Annotated in this window: 16 protein-coding genes and 2 CRISPR repeat arrays (1 of these 18 only partly in view); of the genes, 1 reads left to right on the top strand and 15 read right to left on the bottom strand. The window is 70.1% G+C overall.

The annotated features are described in order from the left end of the window. Positions 1-35: 35 nt before the first annotated feature. From cmr6 to WME96_RS01860, 11 genes are all read right to left on the bottom strand, one after another. Positions 36-1,445 carry a type III-B CRISPR module RAMP protein Cmr6 gene (gene cmr6 / locus WME96_RS01910; protein ID WP_437288481.1) on the bottom strand — a complete coding sequence of 470 codons (1,410 nt, stop codon included), beginning with the start codon at positions 1,443-1,445 and terminating at the stop codon, positions 36-38. After that, positions 1,432-1,827 (bottom strand): type III-B CRISPR module-associated protein Cmr5, encoded by a 396-nt coding sequence (gene cmr5, locus WME96_RS01905; RefSeq protein WP_437288480.1) that lies wholly within the window; start codon positions 1,825-1,827, stop codon positions 1,432-1,434. The genes cmr6 and cmr5 overlap by 14 nt, the downstream gene beginning before the upstream one ends. A gap of 3 nt (positions 1,828-1,830) precedes the next feature. Beyond that, on the bottom strand, positions 1,831-2,742 hold the full coding sequence (cmr4, locus tag WME96_RS01900) for a type III-B CRISPR module RAMP protein Cmr4 (RefSeq protein ID WP_437288479.1): 912 nt from the start codon (positions 2,740-2,742) through the stop codon (positions 1,831-1,833). Next, positions 2,735-3,988 carry a type III-B CRISPR module RAMP protein Cmr1 gene (gene cmr1, locus WME96_RS01895; protein WP_437288478.1) on the bottom strand — a complete coding sequence of 418 codons (1,254 nt, stop codon included), beginning with the start codon at positions 3,986-3,988 and terminating at the stop codon, positions 2,735-2,737. The genes cmr4 and cmr1 overlap by 8 nt, the downstream gene beginning before the upstream one ends. After that, positions 3,985-5,160: a type III-B CRISPR module-associated protein Cmr3 gene (gene cmr3, locus WME96_RS01890; protein ID WP_437288477.1), complete on the bottom strand. Its 1,176-nt coding sequence runs from the start codon at positions 5,158-5,160 to the stop codon at positions 3,985-3,987. Before cmr3 ends, cmr1 begins: the two co-directional genes overlap by 4 nt. Next, entirely contained in the window at positions 5,157-7,025 is a 1,869-nt protein-coding gene (cas10, locus tag WME96_RS01885; RefSeq protein ID WP_437288476.1) for a type III-B CRISPR-associated protein Cas10/Cmr2, read from the bottom strand. Before cas10 ends, cmr3 begins: the two co-directional genes overlap by 4 nt. Before the next feature lie 54 nt (positions 7,026-7,079). Continuing rightward, a complete protein-coding gene (locus WME96_RS01880; protein WP_437288475.1) occupies positions 7,080-8,828 on the bottom strand; it encodes a hypothetical protein in 1,749 nt (582 codons plus the stop codon). A gap of 25 nt (positions 8,829-8,853) precedes the next feature. Continuing rightward, entirely contained in the window at positions 8,854-9,867 is a 1,014-nt protein-coding gene (locus WME96_RS01875) for a cyclic GMP-AMP synthase DncV-like nucleotidyltransferase (protein ID WP_437288474.1), read from the bottom strand. 145 nt (positions 9,868-10,012) lie between these two features. After that, on the bottom strand, positions 10,013-10,867 hold the full coding sequence (locus WME96_RS01870; RefSeq protein WP_437288473.1) for a serine/threonine-protein kinase: 855 nt from the start codon (positions 10,865-10,867) through the stop codon (positions 10,013-10,015). Further along, the gene (locus tag WME96_RS01865; RefSeq protein ID WP_437288472.1) at positions 10,867-11,688 is read right to left on the bottom strand and encodes a sigma-70 family RNA polymerase sigma factor; all 822 of its coding nucleotides are present in this window, start codon (positions 11,686-11,688) and stop codon (positions 10,867-10,869) included. Before WME96_RS01865 ends, WME96_RS01870 begins: the two co-directional genes overlap by 1 nt. 100 nt (positions 11,689-11,788) lie before the next feature. Further along, the gene (locus WME96_RS01860) at positions 11,789-15,211 is read right to left on the bottom strand and encodes an nSTAND1 domain-containing NTPase (RefSeq protein ID WP_437288471.1); all 3,423 of its coding nucleotides are present in this window, start codon (positions 15,209-15,211) and stop codon (positions 11,789-11,791) included. Positions 15,212-15,357: 146 nt separating this feature from the next. On the opposite strand from WME96_RS01860, the gene WME96_RS01855 reads away from it, so the two are divergent. Then, entirely contained in the window at positions 15,358-16,815 is a 1,458-nt protein-coding gene (locus WME96_RS01855; protein ID WP_437288470.1) for an SAVED domain-containing protein, read from the top strand. Between the two features lie 114 nt (positions 16,816-16,929). Here WME96_RS01855 and WME96_RS01850 read toward each other — a convergent pair whose 3' ends face one another. From WME96_RS01850 to WME96_RS01835, 4 genes are all read right to left on the bottom strand, one after another. Further along, positions 16,930-17,109 (bottom strand): hypothetical protein, encoded by a 180-nt coding sequence (locus WME96_RS01850; RefSeq protein WP_437288469.1) that lies wholly within the window; start codon positions 17,107-17,109, stop codon positions 16,930-16,932. Continuing rightward, positions 17,106-17,363, bottom strand: a complete 258-nt coding sequence (locus tag WME96_RS01845; protein ID WP_437288468.1) for a UPF0175 family protein — start codon at positions 17,361-17,363, stop codon at positions 17,106-17,108. Before WME96_RS01845 ends, WME96_RS01850 begins: the two co-directional genes overlap by 4 nt. 175 nt (positions 17,364-17,538) lie before the next feature. Then, a complete protein-coding gene (locus tag WME96_RS01840; protein WP_437288467.1) occupies positions 17,539-18,582 on the bottom strand; it encodes a hypothetical protein in 1,044 nt (347 codons plus the stop codon). Then, positions 18,579-19,220, bottom strand: a complete 642-nt coding sequence (locus WME96_RS01835; RefSeq protein ID WP_437288466.1) for a hypothetical protein — start codon at positions 19,218-19,220, stop codon at positions 18,579-18,581. The genes WME96_RS01840 and WME96_RS01835 overlap by 4 nt, the downstream gene beginning before the upstream one ends. A 500-nt stretch (positions 19,221-19,720) precedes the next feature. Continuing rightward, positions 19,721-20,270: a CRISPR direct-repeat array (repeat unit 36 nt; unit sequence GCTTCAATGGGGCCGCCGCCTTTCAGCGGCGGAGAG). A 121-nt stretch (positions 20,271-20,391) separates the two neighbouring features. Beyond that, a CRISPR array of direct repeats spans positions 20,392-26,086; the repeat unit is 36 nt; unit sequence GCTTCAATGGGGCCGCCGCCTTTCAGCGGCGGAGAG (it continues 1,555 nt past the right edge of the window).

The raw sequence follows: 26,086 nt of genomic DNA, 5'->3' as shown, positions 1-26,086 counted from the left end.
CGCGTCGTGTGGGCCGTCGTCACCTGCGCTCAGCTTCACCGGACCGGCGGGCGAATACCGGCGACCTTCTTGCCGTCGCGCTGCACCTCGACCTCGACAGGCGCGTTCGGCCCCGCGGCGCGCAGCGCCTCCTCGAGCCCTCCCCCCTCGATCTTCACGTCCTTCAGATTGCGCTCCTCCGGCTTGCGGCCGACGGCGCCGACGCAGTACAGCGTCGACCGGTTCTTCTGATCCCGAGCGATCCAGGCGAGCCCTCTCTCCCACGAGATCGCGCTGGACGGCGCAGGCGCCACTCCCGGCTGAACCGCGGGCCTCGGAGAGGACTCGACCGGCATCATCCGGAACCGCTCCGCAAACGCGCGCTGCTCCGGGCTGGCGCTCCGCTTCAACCAGTCAGACCAGCAGTCCTTGCCCTTTTCGTGGAGATCCCGCAGCGCCTTCCGCACGTCGTCATCCAGCGCTTCGTCCGCGGAGATCTGCTGGACTTCTTCGAACACCTGCCTCGCGTTCGACTTGCCCTTGAACATCGCGACCAGCTCGCTCAGCCGGCGGCGCCTCGCCTCGGCCCGCTGCTTCTCCTGCTCGCGCTGCTTCCGCTCGGCTTCCTCACGCTCCTCCCTCTCGCGCTGCCTCGGTGACTTGTCGAGGGCCATGCGCCCGTAGCCCGCGGCCGTCTTCGCGCCGATCCCGTCGTGCCTCAACCCCACGTCGAGCCAGTCGAACGCCGCCTCGACCCATTCCTCGGGCCCGGTCAGCGCGATCAGGAACGTGCCCCTCGTCGTCAGGAACGCCACAGGATTCGGCTCGTCACAATCGGCCGGCGGGCTCGCGCCGTCCTGGTAGTAGCTCCTGTGGTGTACGGTCATCGTGTCCAGATCGAGCGGCAGCTCGTTGCCTTCGGGGACCCACCATGCGTCGTGGAACACCACACCCCCGCTTTCGCTCGTGTCGCCGAACAGCATGCGATGGTCCTCCCCCTGGAGCCTCGTATTCTTGTCGTCCGCCTTCTGCCAGGCGGGCACGCCGGCTCCGTGGGCCGCCGCGCTGGCCAGGCCCTTGAGCGCGCTGCCGGGCAGGTACGGCACGCCCCACGTGTGGAGCAGCGCGAGGTTCGTCTCCCGCACCGCGGCCGCGCCGAGGTTCACCACGAGCCGACCCTTCGCCGTCGCGCGCCGCACCTGCGTCCCGCCGCGCTCGATGCCCCCGGTGAGCTGCTCGAGGAGCGCCTGCCTTCGCGCGAACGCGCGCGGGTAGCCCTCGGGCACCTTGATCGGCGCCGCCTCCAGCAACGCGCGGAGCGCCTCCTTGCTCGCCGCCTCCTCGCCGTCCGGGTCCTCCCGGACGTCAGGCCAGACGAGCATCTTGTCCAGCAAGAGCCCCGCGTGTTGCACGTCGAGGCGCCGGATCTTCTTCAAATCATTCCGGCGCCCGTCAGTCGCGGTCATCGTCCTGCTCCCCCGCCTCGATGCCGAGCTCGCCCTGGACGAGCCGCCGGTACCAGTCCACACACGCGAGCGTCTCTCGTGTCAGCGCGAGGTATCTCGGCAGCTTCGCCCGGCGGACCGCATCCAGCAGCTCCTTGCCGCCCTTGATGCTGGCGTCGATGTGCCTGAGTTGGTCCGCGAGGTGATCGAGGACCAGCGTCTGCTCGACCGCCTTGCGCGATGACACGAAGTGCAGCGCCTGACTCAGCCCCGCCGACCGCACCAGCGCCGGCAGCCGGTGCACCATGCCGCCGTACTTCTTCCGCTTCCCTTCCGGCCAGCCCTTGACCGCGGTGACGTGCTCGTGGGCCAGGAGTGCGCGCTGTTGATCCAGGGACGGCATGTCTCACCCCACCATCGTCATGCGGCAGAGCCCTCGCCCCACCGTCGCCTTACCGCCGAGCTGCACGACGCCGCCTCCGGCGAGCCCCTGTACGTAGCCGAGCAGCTCCCCGGGGCCATGACGGTCCGCGCCGCCCTCGCGCAGCGGCTTCGGCTGCTTCACGGGCGTGGCAAGGACGAGCCCCGCGAGGATCGTCTCGACCGGCAGCGCCTCCTCGGTCCACAGCGCGCCCTTCACGACCGTCTTCTTGTCCGCATCCAGGCGGACCCGTGTCGTGATCTCGAGGCACGTCTGCAGAAAGAGCGCCATGACGTCGTCGTGCACCACGCACACGCGCGCGACGAAATGGCTCCGCTCCTCCGCCGCGCTATCGTCCGCGCCCCAGAGCGCCGTCGCCAGCGCCCCGGCAAAGCGCTCTAGCTCCTTCTGCACCGTGGCCTCGAGATCGTAGTCCTCGAAGACGACCTTGCCGCCGAGATCATCGAGCCGGAGGGCTCCTCCCGTGACGACGGCCTTCCCCTCGTCCGGCTTGATCGCGGGCGGCACGAGCTCCGCCCGTCCAGCCTCCCGAGCGTCCCGCCCGAAGCGCCGCAGGATGTACGGCGACGTCACCCAGGCGAACGTCCCGCGCGCGCTCCGCACCGGCAGGAAGAGCAGCGTCGCATCCGCGAGCTGCACGCTGCCCGCGTGCTCGCTGGCGTAGTCGGGGTCAGGTCCGAACACCGCCTTGTGCAGCCCCGCCTCCGTGCTCGGAGCGGCGCGGAGCACGCCTTTCAGCGTCGAGCCCGGGATGAGCGGGATGCCGGTCGGTTTCTCGCGGGCGATGGGCAGGTCGATGCCGCCGACCGACTGTCCCGTGCCGCAGTGGACCGGCGAGAGCGCGTGGATCAACAGGAGCTTGACGGATTCACTCATGGAAGAACTCCAGGAAGCGTTGGAGAGGATCGATGGCCGTGGCGCCCATCGGCGGCGACGTCTCGCGGGCATCCCTGGCCGACAGCACGCGTTTCACCTGCCAGCGGTCACGCTCTCGCTTGCCACGCAGCTCAACCTCGTCCGGTACACGCGGCTCGAGCAAGAAGGCGATCGCCTCGACTCCGGCGGGCCCCCGGTGTGGCCGGAGGACGAGCGGAGAGCCCCATCGGTTATGACCACGCGGGACCAGCGTCGTCGGCGCGGGCTCGCCATCCTGCTCGCCCTTGAACTGAAAGATGATCGGCAAGCCGAACGCGGCACGTGGGAACGCGTGCACCGGGTGCTCGGGCGGATGATTCGGGTGAGCACGCCCGGTGAGCCGCCGGATCTCGTCAGGCTCGGGCCAGAAGGAGCGACCTGCTCTTCTCGTCCCGCCGCCCCGTCGACCCATGGCCCCCTGTCGCAGCTCGCGAAGCTTGCCAAGGAGGAACTTCTGGGCCGCCAGGCCAGTCTGCCAGTGCGGCTCGCGGCGCACGACGAACGCCCGCGCGGCCTCGGTCCACGCCGGCAGGTGGGGCCAGGATACCTGGAGCCCGCGCACGTGGGACGCCCACCCCTCCTCGAGCGATGACTTCGGCGTGGAGCCCGGCTGTACCTCCGCGACAGCTCCGAACCCGCGTCTCGTGCGCCCACCCAGCCCGCCCAGGTGCGCAAAGGCCCAGAGCGCTGCCGCCATGTCGCGCTGAGCGCCGCTCGGATATCGGAGGCGCACCTGCCAGGGACCGGAGAACTGGTGCAACACGCCGTGCGTGCCGCCTGCTCCAGACCTCGCCTCTGCGCGCAGCGGGAAAGCTCCGTACGCGATCTCCCCCATCCCGGGCGCAGCGTCGAACTTCCCCGCGAGCACCTCCACAGGTGCATGGCTCGCCGGTTGCGTGACGACCTCCACCGTCAACCGGCTCGGCTCATGCGTCGACCCGAACACCTCGTCCTCCGCCGCGCGCAGCTCCTCGACCTCCCGGCAGCCGCGCGGATTGCACGCCCGCCACCAGAACCGGAGCTGCCCGCGGATCGACGCCCCGCGGACCGGCGTCACCGGGTCGGCGCGCTTGTGCTGGCCCTCCACCTTCACGCCCCCGCCGAAGACCGGCGTGAGGAACTCGTAGGTGCGCACTTCATCGATGATCTCGGGCGTCACCCGCTCCTTCGGCACCGCCGACGGCGCACGCCCCGGCCCTTTCCTCATGCCGCGCCTCCTTCCTCCAGCACGTTGCCGATCGCCGCGACCCCGAACCCGTCGCGCCGGTCCTCCTCCGCGTCGCTCGTCGCCTCCGCCCACGCCCGCTGGACCCACGCCCGCCGCGCAGCCGGCGGCCCCGTGAGCTCGAGCCAGTACACGCTGCCCGCCGGTGCGGCGCGCCGGATCCGCTTGGGCTGCTGCTTCGCGAAATCCCACCCGGAGATGGCGAGCGGCCGCCCCACGCACGCCGCCACGAGCCGCACGTGCGTCACCCCCTCGGCCGGCCCGAGCGGCGTACCCGGCGATAGGCGCGGACGCCATCCCTCCTCGAAGAGAGCCGGCGTGAGCAGCAGCACCCGGACCCGTGACCCGGTGTCTCCCAGGCTAGCTCCGTTCAGCACCGGCTCCGGTACCTCGGGCAGCGGTTGAGTCGCCCTGGTCCAACGCACCAACCGGCGCTTCCCTCCCATCGGCGCCAGCCCCTCGCGCAGCGAGCCCACCTTCGCCGCTGCCGCGTCGTCCACCTCGACGGCGAGCGCGAGCGGCGCGCGGGTCTCGGGGTGCACGAACCGCAGGCCTTCGGTCTCGAACAGCATCCCGTCCTCGGCTGTCGCGTGCTCGCCGACCTGGACGTGCAGCCGACTCTCGCGAGGCAGCGCGTCGATGGCGCCCTGAAGGATGCTGTCCGCGTCCTCGCCCGTGCGCCTCCCCGGCCCGGCGAGCCACCGCGCAAAGGCGTCCCAGCGGAGGAAGGCCGGTGGGCCTTTGGCCTTGCCCTCGCGCTCGTGCCGCTGCGCCCACACGGGGACGAGATCACCGGGCAGCCCCTCATCGACCAGGAGCGGCGCTGCCACCGGCGCCGGCGAGAGCGCGGCGATCGTCCGGCGGTCCGCGTCCGCGAGGAGCGCGAGGTCAGCGGGGGTCGGCGCGTAGAAGGTCCCCGTGTCGGGCTCGACCAGCCACGGCCCCCGCACCGCCACCGCGCGGAGCGCCGCGAGCTCGTCCGCGCTGGTCCGCGCGAACACGCCGTCGGCCCCGAGCCCCAGGCGCGTTCGGACCACCCCCGCGATCGTCGACGGGAGCGGAAACGCGCGCGCCGCGCTCTCGCTGCGCCCCTGGTTCGGCCGGCCGTCACGCACCACCAGCGGATCGCGCGGCTCGATCGTCCACACGCTCATCCCTGCGCCTCCTTCGCGGCGCGCGCGAAGACCCGCGCCACCGCCACCTCGCGACCCAGTGCGGGCCCGTCGATCTCGCGCTTCTCGATCCAGCCCCCGAGCTCGTCCAGGACCGCGCTTCGGATGTCCTTGCGCCCGAGGATCCGCCGCGCCTCCACGCGCTGCACGGCGCGCGCCTTATCCTGCGCTTCGCCGTCAAGGCCCGAGACCAGCCGCTCCAGCGCAGCGAGCTCCTCGATCATGGTCCCCGGCAGCTCGTCCTCGACTTGCAGATCGACGATGCGCTGGAGCCGCGGCACCAGCGCGTCCCAGCGGTCACACACCATCAAGGGCTCTCCAGAGCGCTTGTGCACCGCGATCGCGAGCGCGTTCTTCCGGTCCGTCGCGCCATCGGATCTGGCCTTGGCGTGCATCTCCGCCTCGCGGGCCGCGCCGAGCCCCTCCTCGAGCGGGCTCCACGAGTGGACCACGGCGAGCCCTGCCGACATCGACGGCACGCGCTCGGCGGTGGCCCACGGCGCCAGCTCCTCCCGGAACGCCTGAGCCACGCGCATCGCCGTCGTGAGGGCTCTGTGCAACGGCAACAGCGCCAGCACGTCATCGCCGCCGGCGTAGAGGAGCGCGCCCTCGCCCTCCTGCACGATCGCAGGCACCCGCTCCCGCGCGAAGCGCGCAAGCGTCGCCGAGAGCCTCCGCTGCTCGCCGGGCGTCTCGAGCATCGCGATGAGATCACCCATCGAGTCGCCGTCCGCGACGAGGATGCCGTAGTAAGCGCTGGGCTCGTCGCGTCCGGCGGACTTCAGCAGCGCGCGGCGCCTCTCCTCCACGACGCGCCTCGTCGCCTCGCTCGCGCCCGCGTCCTCGAGCGCCTCGCGCACGCGGCCCGGGTACAGCACGCCACCGTCGATCCTGCCGAGCAGGCTGGAGCGGAGCAGCGGCGGGGCGTCCTGGAACTCGCCGAGCACCCCGGCCTCCTCCAGCGCTGCGCGGTAGTCGCGCCATGCCCGGCGGACGGCCTCCTGGCGCGTCTGGTCCCGATCGAGCCCGCGCAGAAAGGGCAGCGTCGAGAGGTGGTTCGTGCTGGGGATGCGCTCGGCCTCGTCGATCACGCGTCGCCCGAAGCGCTTCAGCAGACCCACGCCGCAGAGCCGCTCGCTGCCGTGCACGTCGTAGAAGCGACGCCGCTCCTCGGAGCCGAGCGCGGCCGGACGCGCTCGGCCGGTGACCGGCTTCTCGTAGATGCGCTCGTCGAGCACCGCATCGCGAAGACCGTCGAGCGAGGACTTCGGCACGCCCTCCCTGGCCCATGAGGGCTGACGGAACCCGCGCGTCCGCTTGCGCGCCGCGAGCATGCGCTCGGCCTCGGCACGTCCGGCGGGGAACCCGCCACCGAGCGGCACGGCGACCCAGGTCGTCTCGAACAGCTCCGCGATCTGGGCGCGCGCGGCGCGCTCGTGGAAGTTCTCCAGGCGCCGCGGGTCGTCCCGGCCTACCCGGTCGTCTCGACCCACCCGCCCGAAGATCTCGGCGGTCCATCGATCGCGCGCCTGCTCGAACGCGCGGACTCCGGAGCGCGCCACCTCGACCGGCTCCCGGTCCGCGGGCACGAGCGCGAGCACCTTGTTGGCCACCGTGAGGCTCGACGCGGGCGCGAGCTCTTCGACCGACGCTGGCGCAGGGAACAGCAGGGCCTCGTGGCCGCCGGGTCCGATGGCCTCGGCGATGCCACGCGCCACGGCCTTGCTGAGCGCGGCGATCCACCAGGAGCCGAACCACAGGTCGTGACAGCGCCGCGCCCGGGAGATGAACTCTTGCAGGCTCTCGTGCGCGGGCGCCAGAGAGACGACGAGCAGATGCTCAGGCACCGGATCTCCCTTCTACGTGTTTCATGGCTGCGCATCGTTCGCGCCAACGAAGTGTCACGCAACCCATGGAGCAAGCTTGCCCCTGTGCTCGTCAACCAGAAACACCATGGTCTGCTGAATCGGCTCGCGCGCATAGGACTTCACGGCCTCGACGAGCGCGCCGGGGTCGAATCCTGGACGCCGAGCTTGCCTTACCAGGTGCCCGCCGATGGCACAGAACAGCTCGGTGTCGGGCAGCGCTCGTTTGACCACCTTCTCGTAGCGCTCGGTATCGAGACGACCCGCCAGCGGCGCGAGTTCGACCGTCAGCGGCGGACGCAGCATCTCATCGACATGCGACGGCTCCCGGATGGTCGCGGCGCGCGCGAGCTGAAGATGCCACATGAGGTAGCGACGGAGGCGGCGCTCGTCGAGCCGCGCCATCGTTGTCGCCCCCTGTACCATGATGTCGAAGGCCGAGATGCCGTGGATCACCATCTCCAGCCAGCGCTGAAGGCAAGCGCGTAGCTCGTCGCGAGCGGCGTCACCGCCCCTGTCGAGCTCCATCTTCATCAGCGCCCGGACCGCGAACGCGTCGGCCGCATAGTCGACCTGCTCGAGCACGAAGCCGGCGCCACCGACGGCGGAGTAGTTCGTGCTCCGGAGAGCCTGCCAGTCGTGGAGGAGCTCGTGCAGGATGAGCAACTTCGCGAAGCCTTGCTGATGAGGCACGGTGCTCCTGCGGAGCGCCTCGGCGATCCCCTCACCCAGCGCGTAGTGCCCCTCGATCACGCGCAGCCTGAACGCGCTATCCTTCTTCGTATCGGTCGACCGCTCCAGGCGGACGAGGCGGTCGATGAACTTCTTTCGATCGTTCGCCGACAGCACGTCGCCGGGCAGGTGCTCGGCCTTCATGTGTCTCTTCAGCTCGTCGATCGCCGCGGCCATGGCATCGAGGACATCCCGGCGCGCGATCACGTCCTCCGCGCCGCGCGGGATCTCGGGCTCGGTCCTCGGGTTGAACGGGAGCGAGTAGAGCCGCTCGTAGCTCGGAGCCCGGTACTCGGTGAGCCAGATGTCCTTGCCGACCACCGTCGGGTTGATGGCACGACCGACCGCGAAGGCGACCTGCGCCGGGCCGCCGACGAAGAGCGAAATGCCCGAGCGGTCCGGGTAGCGCGTGGGCGCGTGCGACAGGAACTGGGTGAGCTGCAGCACGAGCGCCGGCACGTCCTCCGGCGTGAGGCGCAGCGGGGCCGAGGAGCGGAGCTTGACGAGGCCGGCCACGTGGTCGCCCTCCTCCTTGATGAAGTCGGTGAAGACGGCCCTGGACGTGTCCCTGCCAGCGGTGTCGACGTAGATGCCGACGCGCCCCGAGCTCGGTACCTCCTCCGCGGGCAAGCCGGCCACCACGTCGAGGAGGGCCGGCTTCTCGACGGCCGCGGCCTCCATGGGAAAGTGCTCCCAGGGCCCCCCGCCAGGGGGCTGGTTGAGCACCACCTGCCTGCCCCCGAACTTGGAGAGCAGGTAGCCCAGGTGGACGAACACGGAGAGCGGGCCGCGACCGCCGATGAAGAGGACGGCGGTCCGGTCCCCTCGGATCGTCTGGACCTCCGCAACGAGCTTCTCGACAGCACGTCCCACGGCCGGCCAGTCGATCGGCGCGTCGTCGGGCGGAGGCGCGAGCCGCGGGGCTCCGAACTGCGTCAGGAGCAACGTACGGCGGTCCTCGCGCTCGTGCGGGAGCGTGTCCCGGAGCTCGTCGACCGAGACGGCAGGGTAGAGATCGACCGCGATCAGGATCTGGAGTTCGTTGTTCGGCATGATGGCTCGCTCCTCATGAACTGCTCTATCGGCCCTCGGGCAGCGGGAAGTCGTCGCCGAGTTGTTGCCGGAGCGCCTGGCAGGCTGCTCGCGTATCCCAGATTTCCTGGGCCCTCCTCAGCGCGGAGAGGAGCGCCCCGAGGCCCTCCTTGAAGCCGAGCATGCTCGCGCTCGTCATGTTCGAGCAGAAGTCGTAATCACGCGACACAGGGTGCCGGATCCGCAAATATGAAACGTATTGACGCTCCTCTGCGCTCCAGCCCGACTCGAACCTGTTCAGTATTCGGGAGACGAGGCTGATCAGCGCTCCCAGGTCGTCGTACCCGGTGATCTTGCCGGAACCATCCTTCTTGACCGACACCGCGAACTCGTCGTGCGCGGCGACCGTCAGCGCGATCCCCTTCGGGGCCTTCCTGCCGTGCTGCGACAGGCGGAGCTCCTTCCAGCGCTTCAGGACGCGGATGACGCGGCGAAACTGCTCCACGTCCTCCCCCGAGCGGCCGCTCATGATGACGCTCTGGAGCTCCTGCGGATCCGACGGCTCCCAGCGGCGCTCGTCCGCCCTCTGCCCCGGCTTGCCCTTGGCGATGTAGTCCTTGCCGTCGGAGTTCCTCTTGCCACTCGAGTAGATCGCGAGGTCGACATGGTAGATGTCCTCCCCAGCCTCCTGATAGAAGACGGTGACGCACGAGCGGCGCATTTCAACCTTCCTGGTGTGACCGTCGAGCGCATTGTGGACCCAGGTCTTCACCACGAGAGGGTCCGGGTACTCGTCCTTCGACAGGTCGAAGCGCAGGCCGACGTCGAGGTCGAAGTCGCCGTCGACGGGCTTCACGCCGAGGTTCATCGCGTAGCTGCCCTGGTTGAATGGATCCTCGTACGAGGGGATCTTCGCGCCCGCGACGCGCTGCCGCTTGATGCCCTCGCTCAGCTTGCGGAGGATGCGCTCGCGCTTCGTCGAGAGGATCTTCTTCTCGTGCTCCCTGTCGAACCGGATCGCCTCGTCGAACTGCATGAAGTACTTCTGGACGTCTGCCACGGTATCCACCTCCAGGAACGGCGCCGCAGGAGCGCGCGGTCACGGCCCCTCCGGCCAGTCGCCCGCTGCCCTGACCGAGAAGACGCCGTTCCGGGGAAGATCGATCGCGGGCTCCGTCGATTTCTCGACGGCGCGTCCTTCTCGGTCACCGCAGGCAATCCAGCCGCTCGCTCACCTCCTGCATCGCCGGCCTGGCTGCCGGTACCTTGCTCAGCATCCGGCCGGTGAGGTCGCGGAGCGCCGGCGGGGTCTGCTCGCCGAGCCGATCCATCGGCGGGCTCTCGAACAGGTGGAGCGCCATGAGGTCCTTCGGCTCCTCCGCGACGAACGGCAGGCGGCCTGCCAGCATCTGGAACAGGAGAACGCCGAGAGAGTACACATCGGCTCCCGCGCCGACGCTCTTCGACTTGATCCACTGCTCGGGCGCCATGTAGTCCCAGGTGCCGAGCAGCGCGCCGCCGCCGGTCGAGACGTGCCCCACGGCGGGCAAATCGCTCCGCGCCTCGGGGCGCACCTTGGCGAGGCCGAGATCCGCGAGCCGGATTCGTGCCTCGTCCAGCGCGTGAGCGTCCAGCAGCACGTTGGCCGGCTTCAGGTCGCGGTGGACGATCCCGCGGTTGTGCAGTGCAAGGAGCGCGCTCGCGATCTGGGCAGCGAGGTGCGCCGCGATCCTCGGCGGCAGCGCGCCCTCCGCGTCGGCGAGCGCGCGCGCGAGGTGGGTCTGCAGCCGCTCCAGGACCATGTAAGGTGAGCCCGTCGGCAAGGTCCCCGCGCCGAGCAGGCGCACGACGTGGGGGTGCTGGATGCTCCGGAGGACGCTCGCCTCGTTCCGGAACCGGGTCACGATCTCCTCGTCGGCGCACCACGACTCGTGCAAGACCTTCACGGCGACGGGCTGCGCCGCGCCGTCCGCGCGCGCCTCGTAGACGTGGCACATGGCCCCGATGGCCATGACGCTCACCACCTCATAGCCCTCGACGTTCGCTCCAGGCGCCAGCATCAGTGCTCCCCGTTCTCCTCTTCCCCGAGCTCCCCCAGGTTCGCCGGCCGCAGCGACTCGATGCGTTCCATCCACGCGATCATGTGCCGGAGCTCGCCGGCGCAGGAAGGGTGCTCGGCGATGAACGCTCCGGCATCCACCCGCTCTCCGGCGTCACGCCGGCGCACGTACGCCAGCAGCGCAGCCGTGGCGTCCTCCTGCGCCTGGATCGCGCGCAGAGAGCCGCCCTCCAACGACGGCGCCGGCTCGCCCGTCAAGCGCGCGCGGAGCGCTTCGAGCCCCCGCCGAAGGAGACCGGCGGCGGCCGCATCGGTCTTCCCCATGCTCCGGGCCACCTCCGAGAGCCGGAGATCCCTCAGGTGGTAGAGCCATATCACCTTCCGCTGCTCCTCCGGGAGCTCGAAGATCAGCCCGAAGACCTGCCGCCACTGCTCCTCGACCGCGGCGGCCTGGCTGGGGCTGGGCTGCTGCGCCGGGAGTTCGCGCTCTTCGAGCGGCGTCTCCGCCGCCCTGTCCCGCTTCTTGCGCGCGGCGTCCCGGAAGGCCTGGTTGGTACAGGTCTCGACGATGCTCCGCAGCCACGACAGCCACTCGGCTTGCGTCGTCCCCTTGAACGTGGATATCGCACGGAAAGCCCGGATGGCCGCCTCCTGCGCGATGTCGGACGGACGCGCGATCCCGGGGTGCCTCTTCCCCAGGCGAAGCGACGCCCAGTCCTCGAGGAGCGGCGAGTACCACTGGAACAGCCGCTCCACGGCAGCCTGATCCCCCGCTTGCGCGCGCGCAATCAGCTCCTCCACCGAGAGAACGCCGTCGGTCATAAACGAACGCCATCCATCCTACACAGCCACGCGGCCCCCCTCCCCCGGATGGATGCCGTCCGGCGGTGGATCGATCGTGGGGTCGTCATTTTTCTGCAGGTCACCGGCAGGCCAGGCGCTTGAACCGGGCGTCCTCGGGGTCCCGCGCGATGAATTGCTCAACGATCTCACACCGTTGCTCGTGCACCGCCGCGGCGCGCCCGCCGTCTCCGCGGCCGGTCGCGAGCTCCTCCACGCCCTGGAGGCTCTGGCACAGGAGCAGCGCGTACTCCTTCTGGGTCGAGTCGCCCAGGTGGAGCACCTCGCCGTTGCCGGTGGCCTCGTCGTAGAGGCGCGACGCCTCGGCGAGCCGTTGCTCGTCTGCCCGGACCGCTGCGAGGGCGACCTGGGTCTTGCCCAGGATCAAGCGGTAAAACGCGTTCCCCGGCTCCGACCGGACCAGCGCGCCCGCGGCCTCGTGGGCCTCCTCGACGCTCATCGCCGCCGGGCGCAGCTCGCCGGCCCTGCGCAAGGCGTCCCCCCGCGCGCTCAACGCGAGCGCGAGCAAGGCCTTGTCGTACCGGCTCCCGTCGTCGCCGGGCCCGGCGTTCTGCTGGAACCAGCGGAGCGCCTCGTCGTACAGCGCCACGGCGGCCTGGACGCGGCCGAGCTGGAGCTCGACGTCGGCCTGCTCGGACGTGCTCGTCGCGAGCGTGCGCCTGTAGTCGCTGCTCTCGTCGGCGCGCATGGCCTTCAGCGTCGCCACGGATCGCGCGAACTCCTCGCGGGCGCGCTCGACCCTGCCGTACGCCAGCTCGAGCTTCCCTCGCTTCGAGTGGTTCCACGCGAGCTGCATGAGCAGCGCGTCGCTCGACGGGTCTCGCGCGAGCCCGAAGCGGATCCGCTCCTCCGCCTGCGCGACGAACGCGGACGACGCGGACAGGCTCTCGTTGAACCGGGCGAAGTCGCTGCGGCGGTGCTTGGTCCTCACGAAGGCATCGACGACCTCCGGGGCGTCTCTCTCCTCCTGGCTCAGCGAGGACAGGCTTCCGTCGAGCTCCGCGAGCAGCGCTGAGCGGATGCTGGACGTGTACAGCAGCCTGCCGAGCCTCCAGTCGAGGCCGCCGACCTCCGTCGCGGCCTGGACGATGCGCTGCCGGTTGTCCGCCGCGCGCTCCCGCTCCGTCCACCCCCAGAGCGCGATCGCCAGGACCAGGATCGCCGCAGCGCCGGAGATCACGCCGCGCGCCCGCCGTGCCCGGCGCCGCCGCCGCTCGGCCTGCTCGGCCGTGCTCAGGAAGGCGCGCGCCCGCTCGCTCGCCATCCGCAGGAGCCGCTCGGGATGGCTCAGGGCGCCGCTCCTCCCGCGGTAGTGATCCAGCCGAGAGCCCCCGGGCAGCCAGTCATCCGCCCTCCCTGATTGCTCCCACCTGTGGGCCGCGGCCTCGAGATCGGCATGCCGCTCGAGGAGCGCGCGCTCCGCCTCGATCCACCCGACGATGGCCGGGACCCGCTGCAGCAGCGTCTCGTGTACCAGGTCGACGCGCTGCTCGGACGGCTTCGCCGCGGGATCTGCGGATATCACGACGAGCCGTAGGGTCTCGGGCGCCGCCGTCGCCTGCCCGACCGGGAACCCCGACAGGCGCATGAGCACCTCGTCCGCCAACCGGTCTCCCCCCGCGGCGGCGAGGACCTCACCGCGCGTCCGCGGGCGCCGGGTATCGGGGGCGCCGCGGCCCACCTGGACAAGATCGAGGATGAGCCATTTGGCCCGCTCCCTCCCCTGCTCGCCCAGGCCGTCGAGGAGCAGCGCGGCGTGGCGCGCCAGCGCGCCGCTGACCTCGCCGATCTGCTCGTAGTGCTCGTGGGTCAGCGTGGCCGCGGCGCGCGACGCCCAGAGGCTGCGGAGCGTGTGTCCGAGGAGCGGCAGCCGGCCGTCGGTCCCGGCGGCGTCGCGCACCATGCGCTCGGGCAGCCCGTCGGAGAGCCGGAGTCCGGCGCGCGCCGCCATGCCGCGGATCACCTGCGCGAGCGCTTGTTCGTCCATCGGCCCGAGGTGATATCGCGACGCCTTGCTGTTCAGCAGGCGCGCCAGGCCGGGCGCTTGCTCCAGGCGATGGAGGTAGTCGCTCCGCAGCGTCGTGAGCAGCCGGAGGGGTGATCGCTCATCGGAGAGGCAGCTCGACAGCAGGGCATCGACGTGGTGCAGGTCCACGCCGCCCAGCGCGAACAGCTCCTCGAGCTGCTCCACCACGAGCAGCAGCGTCGTGCCCTCGGGGACAGCGCGCGCGAGGAGCGCGCCGAGCGCGTCGCCCTCCGAGCGCAGCGCGCCCTCGATCTCGGCCGGGGCCCTCGCGGGATCGTGCGCCGCGACGACCGGCGCGATGGCCGCCGCGAGGCTCTTGATCGGGTCGTCGGACGGCCGGAGCGTCGCAAGGATCCACGGCGCTGTCCCCGGGGGTCGCTGCGCCAGCCGCGGCAGGAGCCCGGCCTGCACGAGCGACGATTTCCCGGTGCCGCTGGGCCCCTCGATCTGCAGCCAGCGCACCGTCTCTCCCTCGCGCAGCGCCTCGATCCGGCCGAGGAGCTCCCGGACGTCCACGTCGCGCCCGAAGAACAGCTCGGCCTGGGCCTCCGTGAACGGCTGCAGCCCCGGGAAGGGACACTCGTTCCTCTCGCCCTTCCACGGCCGGGCGAGCATGTCCTGGCAGCGGATCATGGCGGGGCGCTCCTCGGGCGCCTTGGCCAGCATCGACGCCACGAAGGTGCTGAGCGCCGGGGGCACCGCGGGCACGAGCTCGTCGAGGTGCGGCGGGTCGGCGTGGACGTGGTGGTAGAGGAGCTCGACGTCATCGCTCGAGGCAAACGGCCTTCTGCCCGCGATGAGCTCGAACAGCACGACGCCGAGCGCATAGACGTCGGCCCGGTCCGTGACCTCTGCTGTGTTCTTGCACTGCTCGGGGGCCATGTACGCCGAGGTCCCCAGGAAATCGTGGGCGGCTGTCTCGACGTGCGTGTCGGCGCGCTCCTCGCTGGCCGGGGGTGGCATCTTGGCGACGCCGAAGTCGAGGATCTTCGGCCGGAGGCCGAGCGGGGACGCCTCGTCCGGCACGAGGAGGACGTTCTCCGGCTTCAGGTCGCGGTGGACGATCCCTCTCGCGTGGACCTCGACCATGGCGTCGGCGATCTGCCGGCAGATCCCCAGCGCGGCGTCGAGCGGCGCCGGGCCGTTCTGCCGCTGGATCCAGGCGCGGAGCGTGCTCCCTTCGAGGTACTCCATCACGAGGTAAGCGGTGCCGTCCTCGATCCTGTCGCAGTGCAGGACCCGCACGATGCCCGGGTGATGGAGCTGGGCGAGGGCGCGCGACTCCTGGAGGAAGCGCGCCACGCGCCGGGGGTCTCCGGCCGACTCGTCCGAGAGGAGCTTGAGCGCGACCTCCTTGCCCATGTGCTGGTGGACCGCGGCGAAGACGCGCCCGACGCCGCCGCGGCCGATGGGCCGGAGGAGCCGATAGGGACCGATCCTGTCCGCGGGGAGGTCCATGGCCTGATGGGCGGAATCTATCGGAGGAGCGTCCAGCGACACCAGCGCCGGCGCGCGGACGCGAGCGCGGGCGCGGGGCGCACGCGCTTGCCGCCGCGCGTGTGCCGCTGCAAGCTGGCCGCGGGATCGCCCGAGGGCACGACGAGATGAGCCTCAGCGCTGCTGGAGCCGCGCTCCAGGGACACGACTACCAGCACCTCTTCGCCTGGTACCACGCCCTGCGGGCGCTGAGCCCGGCGGGGGACGTCACCGGCATCGAGATCGAGGCGAAGAACGCGGGCAACGTGGATGACGTCGTGGTGCGCCGCCGGGGGGCCGCCGACGAGCACTACCAGGTGAAGTACTCGGTGGATGGGCGGCATCCCATCGATCAGGCCTGGTGGGTCACGCCCGCGACCCCGAGCGGCAAGAGCCCGTTACAGAGGTTCTGGCAGAGCTGGCAGACGCTGTCGCGGGGCGGGCAGCGGCCCTGGATGGGCCTCTATACCAACCGACCGCTCGACGTGTCCGACGAGGTGCTGGCCTTGCAGGACGGGCGCACCAGCACCCTCGGCCCGAGGCTGCGGCTGGCCACGCCGGGCTCGAAGGCCGGGCGCGGGCGCAAACGATGGGCGAGCCACCTCGGCGTCGCGGAGGCCGACCTGCTCGAGATGCTGGATTATCTCGTCCTGCTCACAGGCCAGTCGGGGTGGGCGGGTCTTGTCACGAGCGTTGCGGATCGCATGGCCGCGGTGGGGCTGAGGAGCGATGAGCTCGCGGTGGAGCAGGGGGTTCAAGCCATCCGTGCGTGGGTGACCGGGGCTCGGTGCGAGGTGGACCGGCAGGCGCTCATCGCGGAGATCACGCGTCGCGGGCTGCGCGGCGAGGCGCGACAGGCGACCGTGGTGGTGCAGGGGATCGACCGCGATCCCTGGGCGGCCGGGGCGACGGCGAGCCTCGACTGGGTCGATCTCTTCGAGGGGGACCACCCCCGCGCGCGCCGGCAGCTTCGCGATCCGGGGGACTGGAACGGGCGCCTGCTTCCGGAGCTGGAGGCGGCCGAGCGCCGCGTCCGCGACCTCGGCTTCGACCGGGTGCTCGTGCGCGGCGACATGCGGCTGCCAGCGTGGTTCGCGGCCGGCGTCGCGTTCGGCGAGACGCGCAAGGTCGAGGTGGCGTGCGTGCAGCGCGGCCAGCGCTGGAGCAGCGACGTCGACGAGCCGCCCGGGGGATTTCCTGTGCACGTCGCCTCGCCCGTGGAGCTCGGGGTGGGGAACGAGCTGGCAGTGGGGCTCAGCGTGGCTGACGACCTCTCGGAGGACGTGCTCGCTTACCTGCGGGCCAGCGCGCTCCCGGTCGGGCGCTTCATCAAGATCGCGGCCTCCCCTGCCCCGAGCCGGACGGCGATCCCGGACGCTGCGGCGGCGATGGGATGGGCGCTCGCGGTGAGGCGGGTGGTGCGCGATCAGGTGCGCGCGACCGGGGCGCGCCGGGTCCACCTGTTCCTGTCCGGTCCGGCGGGTGGTGCGCTGCTCCTCGGGCATCTCTGGAACCGGATGCCCGGCACCCAGCTCTACGAGGACCTGAACCCGGGCTACGCGCCGGCGTTTCTCATCCAGGGCTGACCCGGACGGCGCGGCCCGGCGGCACTTCGCGATCCAGCGCTATCGCCGCGGCCCCGCCGGCGTCGAGCAGGGACACCAGCGCAGGATCGATGCCGGCGCGTTCCACCTCATCATTCACGCGGATCCAGGGCGAGACCGGAGGGACTCGACGCCCAGTTCCGCGGGTAGCGCGATGACGAGCTCCTCCCAGACGGTCTTCGGCACCACGATCTCCAGGTGCACCGCGCGGACGATGTCGAGGTTGCCGATGCGCGATAGATAAAGCAGCGGCACGGTATCGGCGACGACGATCACGGCGAAGAACCAAGCTCCTGCCGGAAGTCCTCGAGGTCGTAATCGATCGCGTCGACCCCGTGCGCCGTCGCCTCCTGGAGAAACGCGTCGATTCCAATCCCGACGACCTGCGCGGCACGAACGCGCGTCATGCGCCCCTGCCGCACCTCGTCGAGCGCCCAGAGCAAGCGCAGCCGTCTCGCCAGAGCCTCGATCGGCTCGCTGCCCGCGTCCTGTGGGAGATCGACGGTGACGGTGATGTGCGGCTGGGCCATGGTTCCGCCGCGAGTATACGCCTCCTCAGGGCGACCTGCGGGCGGCCAGGCTCGACACGAGCCGAGGGCCAGTTGTCGCGCGCCGGGACGGGGGCTCCGGCGTCCCGCGGTGACCGCGGCGTCGCGCCCGTGCGCCTCCGTCGGCCGAGGTCCCGTGGTCGCCCAGGGGCGCCTCTCAGGAGCTCGAAGTGGGGATCGCACTTCCAGCTTCTCGGGAGGAGGGCGGGAGGAGCAGCGCCTCGACCGCGTCCGCGAGCGCTTCACGCCGCTCGTCGCGGAGGGCCGCGACGAGGGCGACCGCGAGCGACGCCGCGTCGATCATCGGCCTGGCGAGCTCGTTCAGCCAGAGCGCCATGATCTCGCACGGGTCGCGCTCAATGGCGGCACCGCTCAGCAACTGCGCGATCGCTTCCGCGATCTCGACGTGACCTTGCGCCCTGAGCCCTGCGAGCAGCTCCGCCGCGACGCGTCCTGGATCCACCATCGGCCCGGCGACCTCGCGCGCCCAGAACATCATGAGCGACGCCGCGAGGGTGTCGCGTCCCTCGGCGCGAAGCCTCGCGACGGCCGCGTGGGCCAGCACATCCGCGGCGTGGGCGCCCGCCACGCTGTCGACGAGCGCCCTCTGGGCGGCAAGCTCGGGGCGCGGTTCGCGCGGGGCGGCGGCGATACGAGGCTGGACCGGCGGCGCTTCCTCGGCGCGCGCCTGGCGTTCGGCGGCCCTGCTCGTCGCGTTCACGGCGCGCGCGAGCTCCTCGCGTCCGTCAGCGTCGAGGCGCTGGACCAGCAGGCTCCTCAGGTAGGTCCATGCGTTCGCGTCGATGTCGTCCGCCCGCGCGTGGAGGCCCTGAGCGCGGGCCTGCGCGGCCAGCTCGCGACCCATGGCGATGAACGCGTGGGCCTCGTTCAGCCAGAGCACCGGGTCGACGTCCGGGGAACGCCCGCTCAGCAAGGCGACGACCGCGTCGGCGAGCCCGCCGCGCCCTTCGACGCGCAGCCGCCCGACCAAGGCGATCGCGAAGAACACCGCGCGCGCGGACGGTCCGCGGGCCTCCGCTTCGGCGCTTCCGGAGATGAGCCGACCCAGGGTGTGGAACCCGTCGCGGTCGAGCCGCCGCGAGAGCGCGGCGAGCAGGACGTCGGCGTCGTGAGCGCGCGCGAGCTCGTCGCTGCGCGGCATCAAGGCGGTCAGCTCCGTGGATCCCGCGCGCCTGGTCATCGGGTCTCCTTTCCCGCCGCGGGAGCGCGGGAAGCCGGGGCGCCGCCGAGGGAGCCCAGGCCTGGGCACTGCGCGGCGCACGACCGTTCCAGGCAAGTGGACGCGGCCGTCGCCGCGCCCTCCGCGGGACCGCAGGTTTCGATCGAGGAGCAGAGGGACGTATCGTTGCCTGCGGACAGGCATTCGACCCAGCAGGCGCACCCTGGATCGTCCGCGCACGCGCTGAGCTCCTCGCAACACGAGGTCTTCCCGCAGGCCGCACACCCGTCGTCCTCGGGAGCTGCCTCGCAGATCGGACGCACGGCCATGTCCGGCTCCGCGGCCTGTGCATACCGGCTGTGGGTATCCGTGCAATGCACCAGACGATAGCTCCGCACGCCCGGGGTGACCATCACCAGCCTGTCCGTCTGCTGCGCGGCCACGTCGTAGCTGGTCGCACAGGCCCATTCGGTCTGCCGCTGCTCGACGAAGCAGTCACAAGCTTCCGTGGTGACCGCGTACTCACACATCCAGATCGTCTCACCGAGGTTGTAGCACTCATCCGGAACAAGCTTCATGCATCCGGGGATCAGGAGCTGAAAGAGAACCGTCGAAACGCACGGCAAGATTGGCCTTATTTTCATGGTGAACCTCGTCAATGGGGCCGCCTTTCTGCGGCGGATAGGTTGGTAGCGATCGATTGTCTCGTCGCCCCCGCTCGGCTTCGACGGGCCGCCGCCTTCCAGCGGCGGAGAGCCGACGCGTCGCGGACTCGCTCATGCGCGAGATCGTGCTTCAATGGGGCCGCCGCTTTTCAGCGGCGGAGAGCCCCCGGACGACGGCAACGATTGCACCGCGGATCGCTGCTGCTTCAATGGGGCCGCCGCCTTTCAGCGGCGGAGAGAGGAGATCGCGTGCGGCCGCGAAGCCATCTTCTGCGAGCTTCAATGGGGCCGCCGCCTTTCAGCGGCGGAGAGAAGGCTCGAGAACGCGAGCTCGCTTCTGAATCAGAGTTGCTTCAATGGGGCCGCCGCCTTTCAGCAGCGGAGAGACATCGAGAACACTTCGCTCGATGAGTTCGATCCAACGCTTCAATGGGGCCGCCTTTCAGCGGCGGAAGGCCGCCCGTCCTGCGGCGGCATGAGCTCGATCGCGGGGATGCTTCAATGGGTCCGCCGCCTTTCAGCGGCGGAGAGCGCGCGGCTGCTGCGATCACGAGCACGAGACGTTCGCCGCTTCAATGGGGCCGCCGCCTTTCAGCGGCGGAGAGAGGTGAAACGCCCCGGGGAGAAGCCGCGCGAGGATCGCTTCAATGGGGCCGCCGCCTTTCAGCGGCGGAGAGCATTCACATCGGGTGCGCGGACAACGCGGCTTCGCTCACTTCAATGGGGCCGTCGCCTTTCAGCGGCGGAGAGTGCTCGGTCACGCTGTCGCGTCCGTGCGCGACGACCACGCTTCAATGGGGCCGCCGCCTTTCAGCGGCGGAGAGTCGAAGTCGCGTATGTTCAGAAGGCCGGGGGAGAGTACATGCTTCAATGGGGCCGCCGCCTTTCAGCGGCGGAGAGCAGCGGGCGCTGCCCGTCGTTCCGGCGTTCCTCGTTGCTTCAATGGGGCCGCCACCTTTCAGCGGCGGAGAGGTCCGGATGGCCCACGCGGCGCGCGAAGCGCTGGACGCTTCAATGGGGCCGCCGCCTTTCGGCGGCGGAGAGAGAGGAGCGCGAGATGACGATCGAAACGCTCCTGGACGAGGTGCTTCAATGGGGCCGGGGCCGCCGCCTTTCAGCGGCGGAGAGGGAAGGAGAGTTGGTGGTGTCTGGATCAGATCTTCGATGCTTCAATGGGGCCGCCGCCTTTCAGCGGCGGAGAGTCCCCATCCGAGCCGGAGCACGCGACCACGACCAAGCTTCAATGGGGCCGCCGCCTTTCAGCGGCGGAGAGGGACGTTTCCGGCTCCTCCTGAACCGCATCATCAACGCTTCAATGGGGCCGCCGCCTTTCAGCGGCGGAGAGTCCTGCCGAACGCGTCGGTCAGACCAATGGCCTCCGCCACGCTTGAATGGGGCCGCCGCCTTTCAGCGGCGGAGAGGAGCCGCGATGTTGCCCAAGGTGGCAAGCGTTTACACGCTTCAATGGGGCCGCCGCCTTTCAGCGGCGGAGAGGCCCGCGCCGCCTCGACGGCGGCGCGGGTGCCCGAGGCTTCAATGGGGCCGCCGCCTTTCAGCGGCGGAGAGTCCCCCGTGCTGATCGCGGTGAGTTTCAGCTCGCAGCTTCAATGGGGCCGCCGCCTTTCAGCGGCGGAGAGACCCTCTTGCGGCACTTTCAGGACCCGTCGGGGAAGTTCGCGCTTCAATGGGGCCGCCGCCTTTCAGCGGCGGAGAGCCAGCCACCACGCCCTTCGTGCCGCCCACGACGACGCTTCAATGGGGCCGCCGCCTTTCAGCGGCGGAGAGTGCCGCAGTGCCGGCAGAGGAAGGGGCCCGCAACAGGGGCTTCAATGGGGCCGCCGCCTTTCAGCGGCGGAGAGCTACCGCCATTTATTAAAATCAAAAGAGAAGTAACAGCTTCAATGGAGCCGCCGCCTTTCAGCGGCGGAGAGGCTGAAGACCACGGCCTCGAAAGAGCGCCCGTTCCAGGCGCTTCAATGGGGCCGCCGCCTTTCAGCGGCGGAGAGCTCGCCAGCGAGTGGAGCCCCGCGCAGGTGACGCGCATGGTCGCTTCAATGGGGCCGCCGCCTTTCAGCGGCGGAGAGGATGCGCTCCTGCGGCTCGCGGGGGCGTACACGGCGTCTGCTTCAATGGGGCCGCCGCCTTTCAGCGGCGGAGAGTCCGGGCGGAGAAGTGCGGGGAAGGTGCGACACCTCGCTTCAATGGGGCCGCCGCCTTTCAGCGGCGGAGAGTCGTGGGCGCTCCGTCTCCTGAAGAGCGAGGCGCGGGCGTGGTTCAATGAGGTCGCCGCATTTCAGCGGCGGAGAGTCAAGAGAAAACCGGAAAAGGAAAAGTTGTTCGTGTCGCTTCAATGGGGCCGCCGTCTTTCAGCGGCGGAGAGCCGCCGGACGTCTCCGTCTGGGTCACCCGGGACGAGGTCCTGGTGCTTCAATGGGGCCGCCGCCTTTCAGCGGCGGAGAGTCAAGAGAAAACCGGAAAAGGAAAAGTTGTTCGTGTCGCTTCAATGGGGCCGCCGTCTTTCAGCGGCGGAGAGCCGCCGGACGTCTCCGTCTGGGTCACCCGGGACGAGGTCCTGGTGCTTCAATGGGGCCGCCGCCTTTCAGCGGCGGAGAGGAATGACCACCGAAGAGATTCTTAAAACTTCTCAAGGCTTAAATGGGGCCGCCGCCTTTCAGCGGCGGAGAGGCCGGCGACGGTGACGAGGGGCTCGAGCAGGCGAATCAGCTTCAATGGGGCCGCCGCCTTTCAGCGACGGAGAGCAGGGCGAGCTCGTAGAGCGCCCCCGCGCGCGGCAGCATGATGCTTCAATGGGACCGCCGCCTTTCAGCGGCGGAGAGTCACGGCGGTGAAAGAGATCGCCATCGACACGGAGAGCCTCAATGGGGCCGCCGCCTTTCAGCGGCAGAGAGAGGTCTGGGGCCGCAACGATTGCCCGGTTTCGAAGAGGCTTCAATGGGGCCGCCGCCTTTCAGCGGCGGAGAGCCCTTCAAGCCCGTCGCTCACATCTACACAACGGACGTGCTTCAATGGGGCCGCCGCCTTTCAGCGGCGGAGAGTCGCCGGCGCTGCCGTAGGCCCCGATCGCAAGGACCTGCTTCAATGGGGCCGCCGCCTTTCAGCGGCGGAGAGTGCTGATCTCGTCGTTGGCGCTCCGGCGGTCGGCCGGGCTTCAATGGGGCCGCCGCCTTTCAGCGGCGGAGAGTCATGTAGAGAATCAAGAGCTTCTGTCCATTTTTAATGTTTTAATGGGGCCGCCGCCTTTCAGCGGCGGAGAGTTCGCTCGTGGTGTTGATCTCGGCCGGCGCACGCTGGCTTCAATGGGGCCGCCGCCTTTCAGCGGCGGAGAGGGAAGAGGCATGGCAACCCGAGTCACCTCCATCACGCTTCAATGGGGCCGCCGCCTTTCAGCGGCGGAGAGACCCGGTGGAGCAGGGTGCCAACATCTCGGACCACATGCTTCAATGGGGCCGCCGCCTTTCAGCGGCGGAGAGATGTAGCAGTGCAAATCCGTTGCGTCGCAAGTCGTGGATCTTCAATGGAGCCGCCGCCTTTCAGCGGCGGAGAGAGCACGGCCATCAAGTTCTTCCAGGCCGATCACGAGTGGCTTCAATGGGGCCGCCACCTTTCAGCGGCGGAGAGCACGATCGTGGAACACTTCAACTTCAACATCGGCAACGCAGTGCTTCATTGGGGCCGCCACCTTTCAGCGGCGGAGAGGGTCGTGAAGGCGCAGGCGTAGCGGGAGGGCATCGCGCTTCAATGGGGCCGCCGCCTTTCAGCGGCGGAGAGTGGAGCGGGCGAAGGAGATCACGGCGCAGTGCCTGAGGCTTCAATGGGGCCGCCGCCTTTCAGCGGCGGAGAGTAGGGCAGGGTTAACAGAAGGGGTGTCATCATGAGCGAGCTTCAATGGGGCCGCCGCCTTTCAGCGGCGGAGAGATCGCTCGGCCGCAAGACGGGTCGTCCGCAGCCTGTCGGGCTTCAATGGGGCCGCCGCCTTTCAGCGGCGGAGAGACCTCCGTTCCGGTCCTTCTTCGCCGCGACGATGCCGCTTCAATGGGGCCGCCGCCTTTCAGCGGCGGAGAGATGATCGGGCCGCACGTGCTCGCCGCGCTGGCGAAGCTTCAATGGGGCCGCCGCCTTTCTGCGGCGGAGAGCGGGAGCGCCGAGCACAACGCCCGCAGGCACAAGGGGCTTCAATGGGTCCGCCGCCTTTCTGCGGCGGAGAGCCTTGGCGGCGAGGCTCCCGCCCCCGAAGAGCGAGCCGCTTCAATGGGGCCGCCGCCTTTCAGCGGCGGAGAGACCGAACGACGCGGAACGCGACGTGCGGCGGGAAGGGCTTCAATGGGGCCGCCGCCTTTCAGCGGCGGAGAGGCCAGGACGTTCTGGCGCTCGATGAACTCGGTGTCGATGCTTCAATGGGGCCGCCGCCTTTCAGCGGCGGAGAGGACGTCCGTGGCGAAGCGGCCGTCGAGTAGGTGCAGCGAGCTTCAATGGGGCCGCCGCCTTTCAGCGGCGGAGAGCGGAGAAGTATGATCTGCCCAGCCCGGCCATCGCGCTGCTTCAATGGGGCCGCCGCCTTTCAGCGGCGGAGAGGCGGGCGCTGGCACAGGTTCGTACGCGTTCACAATGACGCTTCAATGGGGCCGCCGCCTTTCAGCGGCGGAGAGCGATCCTGCGCGAGCTCGTCTACGGCATCGACGCGTGGCTTCAATGGGGCCGCCGCCTTTCAGCGGCGGAGAGGGCCAATGAGAATCACGCTCGGCGCATTGCAATCGACGCGCTTCAATGGGGCCGCCGCCTTTCAGCGGCGGAGAGCCCGAGGACCTCGACGACGCGCACGCCCCACCCCACCCCGGCTTCAATGGGGCCGCCGCCTTTCAGCGGCGGAGAGTCGATCCAGGTGACCGCCGCGCAAGCGGGCATCATCGACGCGCTTCAATGGGGCCGCCGCCTTTCAGCGGCGGAGAGGCAGTACCCCCGGACAGCCGACAAGCTCATAGAGAAGCTTCAATGGGGCCGCCGCCTTTCAGCGGCGGAGAGGAGCGGGTCGCGCTGGTGCACGGCCCGTCGAACAACGGGCTTCAATGGGGCCGCCGCCTTTCAGCGGCGGAGAGGTGTGGGCCGACGAGATCGTGAAGTGGCAGAGCGCCGAGCTTCAATGGGGCCGCCGCCTTTCAGCGGCGGAGAGTACTCACGACGTGATCGACGAAGGCGTGGTGGAGTACAGGCTTCAATGGGGCCGCCGCCTTTCAGCGGCGGAGAGTCTTTGGTCGCCTTGTCGGCGACCTCGACGAGCCGGCTTCAATGGGGCCGCCGCCTTTCAGCGGCGGAGAGACCTCGCGCGGCGCGGTGCTGAACCTCGACCCGACCCTGCTTCAATGGGGCCGCCGCCTTTCAGCGGCGGAGAGGAACCGGGCGGGCTCCTCGTCGTCGGCGAGTACCCGGGGCTTCAATGGGGCCGCCGCCTTTCAGCGGCGGAGAGCGCGCCGAAGAAGCGCGCCGCGGCGAAGCGCGCCGCGCCGCTTCAATGGGGGCCGCCGCCTTTCAGCGGCGGAGAGCCTTTGGATTGTGACGAACGGTTCACAGTTCTTTCTCGTGCTTTAATGGGGCCGCCGCCTTTCAGCGGCGGAGAGGCCTGGCGATCTGCCCGGCCGGGCGGGGCTGCACGTGCTTCAATGGGGCCGCCGCCTTTCAGCGGCGGAGAGTCCGCGTCGTAGTCGCCGAGGCCTCGGGCCAAGACGAGGCTTCAATGGGGCCGCCGCCTTTCAGCGGCGGAGAGCGGCGTTTCTCGCCGGATTCGAAGCTGCGCGCGCTGGGCTTCAATGGGGCCGCCGCCTTTCAGCGGCGGAGAGCCCACTGGCGAACGTGGCCTCCTTACGCCAGACCTTGTGCTTCAATGGGGCCGCCGCCTTTCAGCGGCGGAGAGCCCACGCTCCCGCCCAACGGTGCCGCACGTACTCAGCGCTTCAATGGGTCCGCCGCCTTTCAGCGGCGGAGAGGCGCCTGCGACGGCGACGATCACGGGCACCGACGTGCTTCAATGGGGCCGCCGCCTTTCAGCGGCGGAGAGACCGAGGGGCCCGCGTGGGACGCCTGGTACGGGCTGCTTCAATGGGGCCGCCGCCTTTCAGCGGCGGAGAGGTCGCCCTCGCTGCGCGCGCAGTACCAGGACGCGATGGACGAGCTTCAATGGGGCCGCCGCCTTTCAGCGGCGGAGAGCGGCGTCGGCCCCTCCATCGCGCGCGGCAGCCAGGTGCTTCAATGGGGCCGCCGCCTTTCAGCGGCGGAGAGTCAACGAGCTGAAGGCGCTCCAGGAGCGCGAGATCGCGCTTCAATGGGGCCGCCGCCTTTCAGCGGCGGAGAGTCGGTTTCCCGGTCAACACGTCCGATCCGAAAGCCAGCTTCAATGGGGCCGCCGCCTTTCAGCGGCGGAGAGGCCCCGCCGACCCCGCGCCGACCGCCTTGGCGAGCCGCTGGCTTCAATGGGGCCGCCGCCTTTCAGCGGCGGAGAGTACCCGCGGCCGTCTCGCGCGAACCGGCGTTGTTCAGCTTCAATGGGGCCGCCGCCTTTCAGCGGCGGAGAGCTTGTCAGGGCGGCTGAACGTGCAGGCGGTCAACGAGCTTCAATGGGGCCGCCGCCTTTCAGCGGCGGAGAGGTTCATGGTCGCAATCAGAGGAAGCGACACGGAGATCGCTTCAATGGGGCCGCCGCCTTTCAGCGGCGGAGAGCCGGAGCGCGGAGGTACGCCGCGACGCCTGTACCGCGCTTCAATGGGGCCGCCGCCTTTCAGCGACGGAGAGCCGACGACCTGCGCGACTCGCTCGCGATCACCCTGGCGCTTCAATGGGGCCGCCGCCTT

The organism is Sorangium sp. So ce406, from assembly GCF_051474675.1.
Taxonomy (GTDB): Bacteria; Myxococcota_A; Polyangia; order Polyangiales; family Polyangiaceae; genus Sorangium; species Sorangium cellulosum_G.
Note: the sequence above shows the minus strand (reverse complement) of the source record. Positions and strands in the feature narration are given on the sequence as shown.

Coding starts and splice junctions, on each gene's coding strand:
- cmr6 (WP_437288481.1), bottom strand. CDS start 1,445: ATGACCGCGACTGACGGGCGCCGGAATGATTTGAAGAAGATCCGGCGC.
- cmr5 (WP_437288480.1), bottom strand. CDS start 1,827: ATGCCGTCCCTGGATCAACAGCGCGCACTCCTGGCCCACGAGCACGTC.
- cmr4 (WP_437288479.1), bottom strand. CDS start 2,742: ATGAGTGAATCCGTCAAGCTCCTGTTGATCCACGCGCTCTCGCCGGTC.
- cmr1 (WP_437288478.1), bottom strand. CDS start 3,988: ATGAGGAAAGGGCCGGGGCGTGCGCCGTCGGCGGTGCCGAAGGAGCGG.
- cmr3 (WP_437288477.1), bottom strand. CDS start 5,160: ATGAGCGTGTGGACGATCGAGCCGCGCGATCCGCTGGTGGTGCGTGAC.
- WME96_RS01880 (WP_437288475.1), bottom strand. CDS start 8,828: ATGCCGAACAACGAACTCCAGATCCTGATCGCGGTCGATCTCTACCCT.
- WME96_RS01870 (WP_437288473.1), bottom strand. CDS start 10,867: ATGCTGGCGCCTGGAGCGAACGTCGAGGGCTATGAGGTGGTGAGCGTC.
- WME96_RS01865 (WP_437288472.1), bottom strand. CDS start 11,688: ATGACCGACGGCGTTCTCTCGGTGGAGGAGCTGATTGCGCGCGCGCAA.
- WME96_RS01860 (WP_437288471.1), bottom strand. CDS start 15,211: ATGGACCTCCCCGCGGACAGGATCGGTCCCTATCGGCTCCTCCGGCCC.
- WME96_RS01855 (WP_437288470.1), top strand. CDS start 15,358: ATGAGCCTCAGCGCTGCTGGAGCCGCGCTCCAGGGACACGACTACCAG.
- WME96_RS01845 (WP_437288468.1), bottom strand. CDS start 17,363: ATGGCCCAGCCGCACATCACCGTCACCGTCGATCTCCCACAGGACGCG.
- WME96_RS01840 (WP_437288467.1), bottom strand. CDS start 18,582: ATGACCAGGCGCGCGGGATCCACGGAGCTGACCGCCTTGATGCCGCGC.